The organism is Mesorhizobium sp. AR02 (assembly GCF_024746835.1).
Classification (GTDB): Bacteria; Pseudomonadota; Alphaproteobacteria; order Rhizobiales; family Rhizobiaceae; genus Mesorhizobium.
Map to the genome: position 1 here is coordinate 200,253 of NZ_CP080533.1, position 13,422 is coordinate 213,674.

Genomic DNA, 13,422 nt, shown 5'->3' on the forward strand with positions numbered 1-13,422 from the left:
GAAATGCCCCGGCTGATGACGCTACGCGCGACTCAACGCCGTGAGCGAGATTTGGTTCGGTCAGCGCTACGATGACCCTGCCGCTACGTTTTCCGGTTAAGAGGAAACGTGGCATCGCCGTCGTCCTCACCCGACAGAACGCGCGGGTTGGCGCTTGCGACACCGTCGTTCTTTCCGCCCTTGTGGCGCTTTTCTGATTGGCCTCTTGCATCCGCTTCGGGTTTCTTGCCCGAACGCTCATCAGCGTCTTTGTTGTCGGATTTGTCAGTCATGGCGCTCTCCTTTGTAATGCAATGGCAACTTTTCCACCGATCTGAGGTTCCCGGACAATCGGCGATCAGGACACCGGTGCCTGGCTGTCATGACGGCGCGTAGGCCGCACCGCACTTATTCTCCCACGCCATTGCCACCGTGCGGAACAAAGCCTTCGCCGGGAGATTGGGGTCTATCGTCCTCTCCAACAAAAGGAACCCATTCATGAAGAATAATCTCCGCTTGGCGTCGCTGTCGATCGCCACGGCAATTTCCTTTGCGCTGCCTGCCCTGGCCGCAGAAACGGCGCAGGATTTCGTAACCAAGGCAGCGATCGGCGGCATGTTCGAGGAGCAGTCGAGCAAGGTCGCCCAGGACAAGCTGCAGAACCAAAGCCTCAAGGATTTCGCTCAAAAGATGATTTCCGATCACGGTGCTGCGAATGCGAAACTTGAGAGCATTGCCGGCGAACAGAAACTTCAGGTCCCATCCGACCTTGATGCTTCCCACAAGAGCGACGTCGACAAGCTACAGTCGGCTGCGGCGCCCGTCGATGCACCCTATGCGGACATGCAGAAGGCGGCCCATGCCGACGCTGTAACCCTGTTTGAGGGTTACGCTAAAGACGGCGACAACGCCGTTTTGAAATCGTTCGCAGCCGACACCCTGCCGACGCTCAAGATGCATCAGGAAATGATCGACAAGGTCACGGCTTCGGCGCCGGCTTCCGACAGCACCACCCCAGCCGCCACAGATACCAGCAATCCCGCGGCGCCGGTGCCGGGCGCCAACAGCTTCACCGAGGATCAGGCCAAGAGCGCCATTGCAAAGGCGGGTTACGCCGACGTTTCCGCGCTGACGAAGGACGACAAGGGCATCTGGCGCGGCACGGCGAGCAAGGATGGCAAATCCACGCCGATCGCTCTCGACTACCAAGGCAACGTCGTTGCCGGCAGCAACTGATCACAAACCGAGGACCATTCAGATGAAAACCATAACCGGACTGTTCGACAATTATGACGACGCCAGCGATGCCGTGGGCAAGCTCGAGGCCTCGGGTGTGCCTCGCTCGGACATCAGCATCGTAGCCAACAACTCCACCGGCTGGCACAAGGGTGAAACCTCCGAAGCCGGGGAAGATGCCGCGACAGGAGCAGGCGTTGGCGCCGTGGTTGGCGGTGCCGGCGGACTGCTTACGGGGTTGGGCCTGATGGCTATTCCCGGCGTCGGACCGGTGGTTGCCGCTGGATGGCTGGCTGCCACCGCCGTCGGCGCCGTGAGTGGTGCCGTCGTGGGCGGTGCTGCGGGCGGCATCATCGGCGCTATGACGCAATCCGGCGTGCCCGAAAACGATGCGCACGTCTACGCGGAGGGCGTCCGTCGCGGCGGAACGATGGTCACCGCCAAGGTCGAGGACAATCTCGTTCCGAACGCGGAACAGATTCTGAAGCAATATAATTCGGTCGATATCGCCGGCCGGCGCAATGAATACGAAGCTGACGGATGGACCGGCTTCGATCCGACCGCCGATGTCTATACCGGTGATGATCTGGACCGCGCCAGGGGAAGACGCGACATCTGAGCGCAGTCTCGAAGGCGTCGAACAGCCGCTTTCTGCCTGACCGGCGAACAGCCGCCGTCGATTTCTGCCTGAGCGAGAGCGGCGAACAGCCGCCCTCGCTTTTCTGCCTTAGCGACGACGCAGCGCAGCGAAAGCCCGGTATCCAACCGCGTTTCAGGTTTTGCGATGCTCGCCGGGTTGACCTTTCGGTACAGCGCCGTAATCACAGCGCTGCTGGCGCCGATCGCCCTGTTCCTGCGCTCGCCAAAATCCGAAAAGAAATAGCCGCGATCAACTGTTGGAACCTGAGCGCCGGCATGACGTTCAAATCCTGTCAAAGAGGAGAAACGGCCATGCCGCGCGGCGACAAAACGAAATACACCGACAAGCAGGAACGCAAAGCTGATCATATTGCGGAAGACTATGAGAAGCGCGGGGTCTCCGACAAGGAAGCTGAACGGCGCGCATGGGCGACCGTCAACAAGGATGACGGCGGCGGCAAGAAAGAGGGCGGCTCCGGGCGCGGCAAGCACACCGGCCACCCGGCAGCTCACAAAGGTGGCGAGGAGGGTGGCAAAGCATCGGCCTCACGCTCGGCCGCGAGCCGTTCGGAGTCGGCCAAGAAAGCGGCCGCGACCCGCAAGCGGAATGCCGAGCGCCATACCAACTAACGGGACAAGCACTTTGTCCGGTGAACGCCCGAGAGATCGCCGCTCGTCAACGAGAGCGGTGGACAACATTCGCATCGGGGTCGGTCCCGACGAGAAAGCGTTCGCCGCACTGACCGCCTTTGCGGCCGAGTTGAGGGTGCGCTGACTTCCCTGGGTTTCTCGCGATAAATGTTTCTACTGACTTGCGGACGTCACCCGCCAGATCGTGTTCCCAACATCATCGGTGATCCGCGCCTGCCTTATCAATAGCGACCCCGACGGGCCGCCCATGGGCCTTGTTGTCATCGTCGAGGACCCGGTGACGACATCTCGTCCGCAGGTATGGCCCCGCGAAGTGCTTTGGACGCTTGAGGCGCCCGTTGCCTTGTCGAGGCTTCAATGGACGACCAAAGGCATTTTGGATCGACAGAACCAATAAAGCGCCGCAGCGCTCAGTCGCGATCGAGGCTGCTGGCACGCCACGCCTTAGCGTGCCCAGACGGCTAATAATCCGTCTGTGTCGACGGCTTCGATCTGCTGGCGGTAACGTTTGGTGAAAAGCGCGAGCATAGCGTCGTGTGCTTCGTCGGATGCGCTACACAGAGCGTCCGTGACGACGATGGTTCGGTAGCCGTAATCGGCTGCTCCCAAGACTGTCGCCAGAACGCACATATCAGTTTCCCCACCGGTTATGACGACGGTATCGCACCCTCTCTTCCGCAGGTAGCCGTGCAGCCCGGAACCTAGCCAAGGCGAGTAGATCTGCTTGTCCACGATCTCGCCCGGCGGCGCAAACCTCGCCAGTTCTGGGACCAGGTCAACCATTTCGGCGCCCATCTTCTCAATCGTCATCATGTCCCAGCGACGATAATAGCGCTGCCATGCGCCATGGCCGTCACCAGCACGGCGGGCTGGAATGAAGCGCGTGAAACAGGTATTGGCTGCACGCTCTTTGCACAACGTCACGATGTTTGGTAGCACCTTGGGCATCCATGGCAGCGCCCAGGGAGTGTCTTCCTGGAACATGCGTTGCATGTCGACGCAAATATGGACCGTACCGGGGCTGAGCGGCAGCTCTGCCAATGTCGAGAGGCCCGTCATCAGGGTTTGTTGTTCCCGTCAGAGCCCTTAGCCACTGAATTGCGATTCGGCTTGTCCGGCAACACCCATGGCTTTGCGCTCGCCACGCTATCGTTGTCGCGGCCATGATCGCTGTGTTGATATTGTGGAAGGGCATCCTTTTCGACGGTATTGCGACGGGTGGTCTGTTTTGCTTTGGTCATCAAGTGCCTCCATGGATATCGAACGGTTGGCGGGCGACCATAATTTTAGGGAACGCTCGGGTGAAACCCTACGGAACGGCCCGCCAACCGCTGTTCTACAGTTTAACGCTGGCCTCCCTCGCCCAAAGCCTCAGCTTCCGGCAGGATTCAACATAAGTGTCGACCGCGTCGGCGTCCGTTAGCGGAACGAGGCCTTCGTCCGCGGCAGGGTCGACGCCAGCTTTCGCGAGCAGAGGCACAGATCCCGGCGTGAAGCCGATGAATTTGCAATGCGCAAAAGCATCTGCCACAAAGTCTCTCGCCGCCGCTTCCCCCGTCAGCAGTTCCGCACCTTCTTCCGTGAGCAACAGAGCAACGGCGTCAAAGAGAACCGACGGGCCTCCGTCCACCATGTGCTTGGCGACGATCTTGGTGCCGTCGTCGGCGACGACACCGTCGACTTTGAGCGCGACCACCTCCATTGTTGCGCCCTCCGCCTCGATCGCCGCCTGCAGGGAGGCTAGGATAGCAGCATCCACGCCATTGCTGACCAGCACACCGACCTTACGTCCTTCGAAGGTGTCGGGACCATTCTCGATGATGCTCAAGGCAGGTGAAGGTTCAAGATCCTTTCGCAGTGTCACAGCAGCGTCCGCCGCCTTGGGCATGTCGGTGATGCCAAGCCTGTCGGCGACCGTCTGGGCCAAGCCTTCATCAATGTTGAGGAGATGAGCGATCATTCGCTCGCGGATCAGCGGCGCCTCAACCTTGCTCAGTTCAAACGTCAAGGCCATAGCAATGTGGCGCTGCTCGGTTGATGTCTGGCTGTTGAAGAACTGGGTTGCCTGGCTGTAGTGGTCGGCGAAACTTTCGGGACGCAGCCTCACCTTTTGACCCTCCTCGCCGTCGGCAAACGATCGGAGGCCGCGATCGGGTGATTCCCTGGGCCCTTCGCCAAAGGAATTGGGCTGGTAGTTCGCACGACCAGTCGGGTTGCACATCGCCATATGCCCATCCTGCTGGAAATTGTGGAACGGGCATTTTGGCGCATTGATCGGCAAGTGGGCGAAGTTGGGACTTCCCAGTCGCTTCAGCTGGGTATCGAGATAGGAGAAATTCCTGCCCTGCAGGAGTGGATCGTTGCTGAAGTCAACGCCGGGCGGAACATTCTGGGTCATGAAGGCAACCTGTTCTGTTTCGGCGAAGAAATTGTCCGGCATGCGGTCGAGGACCAAACGGCCGACGGGATCGGCGGGAGGACTTCCTCGGGGATCAGCTTCGTCGCATCAAGGACATCGAAGTCGAAACTGTCGGCGAACTCCTGGTCAAAAAGCTGAACGCACAGCTCCCATTCGGGAAAATTGCCGGACTTGATGGCGTTCCAAAGATCGCGGCGGTGGAAGTCCGGATCGGCACCGTTGATTTTTACGGCTTCGTTCCAGACCACGGACTGCATGCCGAGCTTTGGCTTCCAGATGAATTTCACGAACGTGGATTCGTCCGCCGCGTTTACCAGCCGGAACGTGTGGACGCCGAAGCCTTGCATAAAGCGGAATGAGCGCGGTATGGCCCGGTCCGACATCACCCACATGACCATGTGCATGGATTCCGGCGTCAGGCTGATGAAATCCCAGAAAGTATCGTGCGCCGACTGCGCTTGCGGAAACGCTCGGTCCGGCTCCGGCTTCACAGAATGGATCACATCAGGAAATTTGATCGCGTCCTGAATGAAGAAGACCGGAATGTTGTTGCCAACGATGTCCCAATTGCCTTCCTGGGTATAGAGCTTGACCGCGAACCCGCGCACGTCGCGAGCCAGGTCGAACGATCCCTTGCTGCCGGCGACGGTGGAAAATCTCACGAACGCCGGCGTCTTTTCCCCGGGGCGCTGGAAAATATCGGCGCGGGTGTATTTAGCCAGGGATTCATACGTCTCAAAAAAGCCATGCGCGCCATAGCCGCGCGCATGCACGACTCGCTCGGGGATGCGCTCATGATCGAAGTGAAAGATCTTCTCCCGGAAGTGGAAGTCCTCGATGAGAGTCGGCCCGCGCGCCCCGACCTTGAGGGTGTTCTGGTCGTCTGCAACCGGGCCGCCCTGCGCGGTGGTCAGGACATCGCCCTTGGCCGCAGCGACTTGGTGTAGCTCTCCGCCCTCGCCGCGCACGAGGGTCTGGTCATGGATGGTTGCGGTATTTCTTTTGGTGTTAGTCGTGGTCGTCGTCTTGCGCGCCATACTGTCCTCCTTGGGGAACAACTTCCCTGAACAAGCTGCCCAGCAACCTGCGTCGGCGCGACATGTTCCGCCAAAACCGCGAGGTTCGTCGGAATTGTTCAAACGGGCCGATCGGGATTTCGAGCACCGGCGACCTTCAGGCCGCAGCTCGCGACAACGACGTCGCGCAATGCCAACACGGGCCTTGAGGGGGTCATCTCGACAAGCAATCGCGGCTGTTGCGGATGCAGATATTTGCGAGCCGGTAAAGCTGGCGGTCGCGATTTGTAGATGTCTCACCCCTTGAAGCGCTCTTGTTCGCGGGGCGTTGGCGCTGTGCTTGAGCAAGGCGCGTTCGGGGGCTGGGGACCCGACGTCGCAGCGCACCGCATTGGAAGAACCGACCGGCCGCACGGAGATCGATGTGAGCCTCATTGGCTGATCGGGAAGCCCAGGCGACGCGCATGCGCGTCGCAACAGGGTAACAGCGTCAAACCGTCATCGGAAATCCTGCCGACAAAGGCGGATCGCCAGCCCACGATGCCGGGCTGTTCGCACACATGCATGGTGTTGAACGCACCGGCCGCTGTCATCATTGTAATGCACCAATGGGACTGTCCAAGGATCGGGCGATGCGGCAGCGGTTGCGTTCCTCAGCGTAGTGGCGTTCCTCAGCTTCGTGGCGTTGCGCAACAAGCGGTGATAGCGCGATCAGCGCTAAGCGGCGCGCCTTATGACGCTTGGGCATGCAGGCTGCAAATGTCAGCCCCGCATCGCGTAAAAGAGGCTTCCACGCACATCAGGAAAACGCGATTGGTCGGGCCGTTGGACCCGCCGAGGTATTTATTCATTCTACCAGGGAACATCGGGCGCTTCAGCAAATTCCCTCCCTGATCATCCAGGAGGCTGCCAATGCAACTCGTAGATACTGTCGTGCATCGCAGGTCACCCCACGACGTCGTTGAATTCGTCGGCGAAGGTGGCGAAGCAAGCTATACGCGTGACGATGAACGCCGAGGAAAGCAAAGGCGACGCAGCTTCGAAAGGCTGGATGTCGGCGGAGCCGACGTAGCCTCTGACCTCTACACGTTCGAATATCAGGACAAGGGCGTTATGAGGGTGATGCCTGGAATTTCCCTGCCGACCCACCAAGCGGTCCAGGACGAGGTGAACCGATCGGCCGAGGATTTATGGCGGGATGCCCTCGACAAGGCGGAAGCACCTGTCGGTTGGGCCGTCAGGGCCCGAAACTCAAAGGGAGATATCGTCGCGAGCTGCTCCTATGAGGAGCTTCAATTGCGCGACGCGTAAGCGAAATCGGTCTGGCGGGAACAGCGTTCCCGGCCAGCTGGTAAGCCTCGTAGGCGAGGCGGAAACAACAAGAAGGAACAAATGTAATGGCGACCACAAAAGCATCTTTGAAGGGCCTCAATGACCTGTTCCACGACACGCTCAAGGACATCTATTTCGCCGAAAAGAAGATCCTGGCGACCTTGCCGAAGATGGCGAAAGCAGCGCAAAGCCCCGATCTGAAGGCGGCCTTCGAGAAGCATCATACCGAAACGCAGGAGCACGTCGCTCGCCTCGAGCAGGTTTTCGAAGTGATCGGCAAGAAGCCTGCCGCCAAGACGTGCGCGGCCATCATGGGCATTACCGAGGAGGGCGCCGAAATCATGGAGGAGTACAAGGGAAGCCCTGCCCTCGACGCCGGCCTCCTTGCAGCGGCGCAGGCCGTGGAACACTACGAAATCTCGCGCTACGGAACCATGCGGACATGGGCATCCGAACTGGGCCTCACCACGGCGGTCAAGCTGTTGGATCTGACGCTGGGCGAAGAGAAGAACACCGACGTTGCGCTAACCAAGCTTGCCGAAACGGCGGTGAACGTCGCCGCTGAAGCCGCGTAATCAACGCGCGCGTTGCAAGTGCGGCGGCTAGGCGTCTTCCGCCAGGCTTGCAACGCCACCGTCTCGAGCATCCGCCGCCGACGCGCGGCCAGGAGGACCAAAATGGGTTTTTTTGGAAAGCTCTTCTCGGGTGTTATCCGTCAAAAACCAAGCGAAAAGCCGCGGACCGGCGATATGCGCAAGACCACTGGCGCGGGGCCGGCAATCGCGGCCCACTCGAAGGACGCCAATACAGATGCTGCCACGGGTCAGAACCGGGCAGCGGCTGCGAAAAAGTCTCGCATCTGACGAGCGACGTTAGGCCACTCGCGATAAAATGGTGTCATCAAGGCCGCATTTGGCGATTCCGTAGCGCCAGCGGTGGTTCGTGGCTGCTCGGCGGCACTGATAGAACAACAAAAGCTGACGTCCTTCGATCATCACCGTAGAGTGGCCGTTCTCGCCCGGTTCTGTAACGTCAAGCACCGGTCCAAAGGTTCGATAGGGGCCTTCCACCTGATCGGCCACCGCAAAAAAGACCCGCTGGCGGCTTCCCCTTGGGCCATCGGGGAGAAAGCACGTGGCGTTGAGCAGCACGCGCCCGTCGGGAAGCTCCACAAGTTGAGCCCCCTCGATACCCCACTCATAGTCGGGATGCTGCCGGGAATTGTGATGGGGCAGGTCGACATGGTCGAGAATTTTACCCACACGTTTCCACGGTCCAAACCAGGAGTCTGACTGGCTGCGCGCGAGATAGATATCCGGTTGCGGCACTCTCGTAAATTTAGGCATGGCCGAATAGACGATGTAGCGCTTGCCTCCAATGATTGCCGGATGGGGATCGTAGATGCCATCTTCGTCAGTGTCGGGCATCGCCACAATCGCTGAACCCAAAACCACCCAGTTGAACCCATCATTCGACACGACGTGTTCGCACCGGCCGCCCGATTTCATGAACTCCGTCTGGATGAACATGTGAAACACGCCGCCTTCATGGATCACTCCGGGAGCAGCGACACCTGAACCTGCGACTGGCAAAATGATCGCGTCATGTTGGGTCCAGGGTCCAGAGAGGTCGGGTGCCGTTGCATGGAGTATGCTCCAGATCTCGCTGGTTACAGTGCCGCTTGAGCCGAACATGTGCCATAGACGCCCGTCAAATACCGGACAGGGATCCTTCACGTCGTCGACGGCGGTTGGGTGAAAAAGTGGGAAGAGGTTCGTTTCAAAATTGATCGGCATCGATCCCACGAAATTAACGATCCACCACGAATCCCCGGGCCAATCCCGCGAAGCACCGAATCGTTTCATCAATTGTTAACCCTAGGCGCATTAACGCGCGATTAACGCACGCAAGATCCGGTCGATGGAGCGGCCTAGCCCGACTCCTGACCCCGGACCTTCGATGCAGCACCCCTTCTCAGCGCGCCAATTGAATTAAATCCCGCAGCGGAACGAGTCGCGGAGACGAAAGTTAGCCCCATAGCTAATCACGTCCGAATGCGCCGATTAACATTTGTTGTATATCCGCGCAGGGCCGAACCTTAAAGGGATATCGAGTGGAAAACGCCTTGGGAAATTCAACTCAAAGAAACCTTTCAGAAGAAATGTCAATGTTGTTATGTTTTTCCCATCTCAGGTGGAACTTTATCTTCCAGCGCCCTCAGCACATTCTGACCCTCGCGTCGAAGACCAAGAAAGTCATATATTTCGAGGAACCGGTGTTCGAAGAGATTACCTGCGCCTGCATTCGGAGCAATGATGTTTCACCATCGATAACGGTGGTCACGCCTGTGCTGCCAGTCAGAACCGGCGTGATGGATGCGGAGGCGATGCAACGCCGATTTGTCGATGTTTTGGTAGCTTCAACGCCTCACGAGCGGCTCACAACATGGTACTACACGCCGATGGCGCTGCGGTTTAGCGACCATCTTCTTTGCGACGTTTGTGTATACGATTGCATGGACGAGCTTTCCGCGTTCAAGAACGCGCCCCCCGAGCTGGTCGAGATGGAAAAGCAGCTCTTCCAACGCGCGGACCTCGTTTTTACCGGCGGCCAAAGCCTCTATGAAGCCAAGCGCGGCATGCACGGGGCGATGTTTCCTTTTCCCAGCAGCATCGATTTCACGCATTTTCATCAGGCCCGGGGACCGGGACGCGACCCCGTTGACCAGGAGTTCATCGCCTACCCCAGAGTGGGCTATTTTGGCGTTATCGACGAACGGCTCGACGTCGACCTGGTCGCACGCACGGCGAATAAAATGCCGAACGTCCATTTCGTCATGGTTGGCCCGGTGGTCAAGGTCGACCCCGCCAGCCTTCCCCAGGCATCAAATCTGCATTGGCTCGGCAGCAAAAGTTATGCCGAGCTGCCAAATTATCTTAGGCACTGGGATGCCGGATGGATGCCGTTCGCGCTCAATGCCGCCACCCGCTACATCAGCCCGACCAAGACCCCCGAGTTTCTAGCCGCCGGCGTGCCGCTCGTGTCAACGGCTATCGTGGATGTGGTCCGCACTTACGGTGCCGAAGGTCTCGTCGATATCGTCGATGCCGATGATGTCGAGATGAAGCTCCGATCGCTGCTTGCTCGGCCTCGCGACGCCAAGCTCGCGCAAGTCGATGACTACCTCGTCGGCATGTCGTGGGAAAAAACCTGGATCGCAATGTCGGGTCATATCCAGCATGAGCGTTCGTCCAGAAACGTTGTGCCGTTTCGGCGGAGTGCCTGATCATGTTCGACTGGCTGATTGTCGGCGCCGGCTTTGCCGGCAGCGTGCTTGCGGAACGCATAGCATCGCAGCGCAAAGAGAGCGTCTTGCTCATCGACAGGCGCAACCATGTCGGCGGTAACGCTTATGACTGCTACAACGAGACTGGGATACTCATCCACCAATATGGCCCCCACATCTTCCACACAAACGCGCAGTCGATTGTCGACTATCTTTCGCAGTTCACGAAATGGCGTCCATACGAGCACCGGGTCTTGTCGGCGGTGGATGGCAAGTTGCTACCCATTCCGATCAATCTCGATACTATCAACAGGCTCTATGACCTCGACTTGACGTCCGCTCAGCTGGAAGATTTCTTTGCTTCCCGCCGCGAAGTTGTTGAGGAAATCCGGACTGCCGAGGACGTGGTTGTGAGCACGGTCGGTCGGGAATTGTATGAAAAGTTCTTCCGTGGCTACACGAGGAAGCAGTGGGGTGTTGATCCCTCCCAGCTGAACAAGTCGGTGACGGCCAGGGTGCCGACCCGCACCGATCGTGACAACCGCTATTTTGGCGACACGTTCCAGCAGATGCCTGCGGGCGGGTACACCCGCATGTTCCATAGCATGCTGAACAATCCCAAGATCAAGATCATGCTGCAGACTGACTACAGGGACATCCAGTCCAGTGTCCCATTTCGCCGGATGATCTATACGGGTCCGATAGACGAATACTTCGATTGGAGCCTGGGCCGCCTGCCCTACCGCTCCTTGCGGTTTGAGCATGTGACGCGCGACCAGGAGCAGTTCCAGCCTGTCGCCGTCGTCAACTACCCGCAGACGGAAGATTACACCCGTATCACCGAATACAAACATCTGACCGGCCAGAAAAGCCCACAGACCAGTCTGACCTATGAGTACCCGACCGATGTCGGTGACCCATATTATCCCGTGCCCCGGGCTGAAAATGAAGCGCTCTTCAAGCGCTACGAAGCCTTGGCGGCGGACGTTGCCGACGTCTGGTTTGTCGGCCGCCTTGCGACGTACCGATACTACAACATGGATCAGGTCATCGGTCAGGCGCTCGCGACCTTCGCGCGAATCCAGAAGGGACTGCCGGCAGCCAACGCTCTGCAGGCCGAGGCGGCTGAATGAGCGCTGCCTTGCAGATGTGGGGTGGCGTTGAATGCAGCCATGTCCGCATTCACGACATGGTGCGCGATCAATTGCACGAGACCGGCCATTTCGATCGCATCGACGACCTCGATCGAATCGCCGGCCTCGGCATACGCACGCTTCGATATCCGGTATTATGGGACATGGTGGAACGCGAGCGGGGGGTCTTTGACTGGAGTTGGACGGATGCGCGGCTGCACCGTCTTAGGGAACACGGCATCAGGCCAATTGCCGGCTTGATGCATCATGGCAGCGGGCCAGTATGGGCGCCAATTCTCGCCCCCGATTTTGCCGACAGGTTCGCGGCGTATGCCGAAGAGGTGGCACAGCGCTATCCTTGGATAGAGTTGTATACCCCTGTCAACGAACCCTTCACGACAGCGCGGATCAGTGGACTTTACGGCCTGTGGCAGCCGCATGGCGCATCGGAGGCTGTATGCTTGCAGCTGACGGTGGCTCAGTGCCGTGCGACGGCGCTGGCGATGAAAGCGATCCGCAAACATGCGCCCCATGCGCGCCTGGTTCAAACGGAGGATGTTGGGCGCATATATTCCACTGCGCATCTTGCCTACCAGGCTGATTACGAAAACGAGCGGCGCTGGCTTGCGCTTGATCTGCTCAGCGGACGGGTTGATACTCGGCATCCGTTCCGTGAAGGGCTCCTAGCCGCGGGCGTCGAGGAAAATCATATCTCGGCTCTCGCCAAGGAGCCTTGCACGCCGGATATCATCGGCATCGATTACTACCTGACGAGCGACCGGATGCTCGACGAACGTTGCGATCGCCATCCGGCCGAAAAGATCGGCGGAAACGGCATCGACAGCTACGTCGACATAGCCGCCGTCAGATCCGATGCGCGGCGCGAGGCCGGTCTGGGAGCGAGGATCGGCGAGCTTTGGGGCCGCTATCACCTGCCGGTCGCCGTGACGGAGCTGCACAACGGCTCAACCCGTGACGAACAGCTACGCTGGCTGGTCGAAGGATGGACGGCGGCGCAAGAGGCAAAGGCGAGCGGGATTGAGATCTGCTCCGTCACGGCTTGGTCCCTGTTTGGCGCGGTCGACTGGAACTCGATGTTGTCCGCTCGGGCGGGATACTATGAACCCGGTGCATTTGACGTTCGCGCCGGGGAGCCACGCCCTACGGCGCTGGCGGACGCGATCGAAGGTCTGGCTCGACGTGGGTGTGTCGACCACCCGGTATTGGATCGGCGTGGGTGGTGGCGGGAAGACATCGAAAGCGACCGCTGCGGCCGACCGATCGTGCTGCTCGGGTCTGGCCGGATGATCGCGGTAATTCAGGAGTGCTGCTCGACTCGCAGGTTGCCGGTCGTTTCAGCGGGCCCAGGAAACGCCCGTAAGCTCATGGCTGCACACGGCGGGTGGGCCGCAATACGGATCGAAGACCGAAGGCCGACAAGGGTTGGCATGCCGGCCGGCCCGGTGCGAATTTTCTGCGAGTTTCCGGATGGAAGCCGTCTTATCGTGCGCAGCGATGATCCAGCACACGCCCAGATCGAGACCGCAAACGCTGCTCTCGACTTGGCTATCGACGGGCAACGCGGTGGTGTCCAACTCACCGAACGAGGTCCCCACAACCAATATCGACTGGTGCCGCTTGCGCGGGATGTGCAGGGGCTCGGGCAGTTTGGCGCCGAGGTAACGAGCGAGGTTGCGTAGCGCAGCATGAGGCGCGACACGCGGTCCCGGC

General features: G+C 59.4%; 14 protein-coding genes and 2 pseudogenes. 9 read left to right on the plus strand and 7 right to left on the minus strand.

The genetic code is table 11. From position 1 onward, the window contains the following. Nucleotides 1-83: 83 nt before the first annotated feature. A complete protein-coding gene (locus tag DBIPINDM_RS42385; protein WP_258589582.1) occupies nt 84-272 on the minus strand; it encodes a hypothetical protein in 189 nt (62 codons plus the stop codon). Nucleotides 273-477: 205 nt separating this feature from the next. On the opposite strand from DBIPINDM_RS42385, the gene DBIPINDM_RS42390 reads away from it, so the two are divergent. The 3 genes from DBIPINDM_RS42390 to DBIPINDM_RS42400 all read left to right on the plus strand — a co-directional run bounded on the left by DBIPINDM_RS42390 (nt 478) and on the right by DBIPINDM_RS42400 (nt 2,484). Continuing rightward, complete coding sequence (locus tag DBIPINDM_RS42390) at nt 478-1,215, plus strand: DUF4142 domain-containing protein (RefSeq protein ID WP_258589884.1); 738 nt, start codon at nt 478-480, stop codon at nt 1,213-1,215. Between the two features lie 22 nt (nt 1,216-1,237). Continuing rightward, on the plus strand, nt 1,238-1,834 hold the full coding sequence (locus DBIPINDM_RS42395; protein WP_258589583.1) for a hypothetical protein: 597 nt from the start codon (nt 1,238-1,240) through the stop codon (nt 1,832-1,834). 332 nt (nt 1,835-2,166) lie between these two features. Beyond that, nucleotides 2,167-2,484, plus strand: coding sequence for a plasmid stabilization protein (locus DBIPINDM_RS42400; protein ID WP_258589885.1), 318 nt, complete (start codon nt 2,167-2,169; stop codon nt 2,482-2,484). A gap of 174 nt (nt 2,485-2,658) precedes the next feature. Here DBIPINDM_RS42400 and DBIPINDM_RS43805 read toward each other — a convergent pair. The 5 genes and pseudogenes from DBIPINDM_RS43805 to DBIPINDM_RS42420 all read right to left on the minus strand — a co-directional run. Then, nucleotides 2,659-2,793, minus strand: a pseudogene (locus DBIPINDM_RS43805) (sorbosone dehydrogenase family protein); the annotation flags it as partial. 156 nt (nt 2,794-2,949) lie between these two features. Then, nucleotides 2,950-3,564 (minus strand): cysteine hydrolase family protein, encoded by a 615-nt coding sequence (locus DBIPINDM_RS42405; RefSeq protein ID WP_258589584.1) that lies wholly within the window; start codon nt 3,562-3,564, stop codon nt 2,950-2,952. Further along, a complete protein-coding gene (locus DBIPINDM_RS42410; RefSeq protein ID WP_258589585.1) occupies nt 3,564-3,746 on the minus strand; it encodes a hypothetical protein in 183 nt (60 codons plus the stop codon). The genes DBIPINDM_RS42405 and DBIPINDM_RS42410 overlap by 1 nt, the downstream gene beginning before the upstream one ends. 95 nt (nt 3,747-3,841) lie before the next feature. After that, a pseudogene (locus DBIPINDM_RS42415) lies at nt 3,842-5,961 on the minus strand (catalase). A gap of 410 nt (nt 5,962-6,371) precedes the next feature. Further along, nucleotides 6,372-6,536 (minus strand): hypothetical protein, encoded by a 165-nt coding sequence (locus DBIPINDM_RS42420; RefSeq protein WP_258589586.1) that lies wholly within the window; start codon nt 6,534-6,536, stop codon nt 6,372-6,374. Nucleotides 6,537-6,852: 316 nt separating this feature from the next. Here DBIPINDM_RS42420 and DBIPINDM_RS42425 point away from each other — a divergent pair, with 316 nt between their 5' ends. The 3 genes from DBIPINDM_RS42425 (at nt 6,853) to DBIPINDM_RS42435 (ending at nt 8,135) form a co-directional block, all read left to right on the plus strand. Continuing rightward, nucleotides 6,853-7,251, plus strand: a complete 399-nt coding sequence (locus DBIPINDM_RS42425) for a DUF6894 family protein (protein WP_258589587.1) — start codon at nt 6,853-6,855, stop codon at nt 7,249-7,251. An 86-nt stretch (nt 7,252-7,337) separates the two neighbouring features. After that, entirely contained in the window at nt 7,338-7,847 is a 510-nt protein-coding gene (locus tag DBIPINDM_RS42430; RefSeq protein WP_258589588.1) for a ferritin-like domain-containing protein, read from the plus strand. A gap of 102 nt (nt 7,848-7,949) precedes the next feature. Next, nucleotides 7,950-8,135: a hypothetical protein gene (locus tag DBIPINDM_RS42435; protein ID WP_258589589.1), complete on the plus strand. Its 186-nt coding sequence runs from the start codon at nt 7,950-7,952 to the stop codon at nt 8,133-8,135. Nucleotides 8,136-8,144: 9 nt separating this feature from the next. Here DBIPINDM_RS42435 and DBIPINDM_RS42440 read toward each other — a convergent pair whose 3' ends face one another. Continuing rightward, nucleotides 8,145-9,137 carry a hypothetical protein gene (locus DBIPINDM_RS42440; RefSeq protein WP_258589590.1) on the minus strand — a complete coding sequence of 331 codons (993 nt, stop codon included), beginning with the start codon at nt 9,135-9,137 and terminating at the stop codon, nt 8,145-8,147. Between the two features lie 248 nt (nt 9,138-9,385). On the opposite strand from DBIPINDM_RS42440, the gene DBIPINDM_RS42445 reads away from it, so the two are divergent. From DBIPINDM_RS42445 to DBIPINDM_RS42455, 3 genes are read left to right on the plus strand one after another with little or no spacing between them, the layout of a single operon-like run. After that, a complete protein-coding gene (locus DBIPINDM_RS42445; protein ID WP_258589591.1) occupies nt 9,386-10,558 on the plus strand; it encodes a glycosyltransferase in 1,173 nt (390 codons plus the stop codon). Between the two features lie 2 nt (nt 10,559-10,560). After that, nucleotides 10,561-11,691: a UDP-galactopyranose mutase gene (glf, locus tag DBIPINDM_RS42450; protein WP_258589592.1), complete on the plus strand. Its 1,131-nt coding sequence runs from the start codon at nt 10,561-10,563 to the stop codon at nt 11,689-11,691. After that, a complete protein-coding gene (locus DBIPINDM_RS42455; protein ID WP_258589593.1) occupies nt 11,688-13,391 on the plus strand; it encodes a family 1 glycosylhydrolase in 1,704 nt (567 codons plus the stop codon). Before glf ends, DBIPINDM_RS42455 begins: the two co-directional genes overlap by 4 nt. Nucleotides 13,392-13,422: the final 31 nt, after the last annotated feature.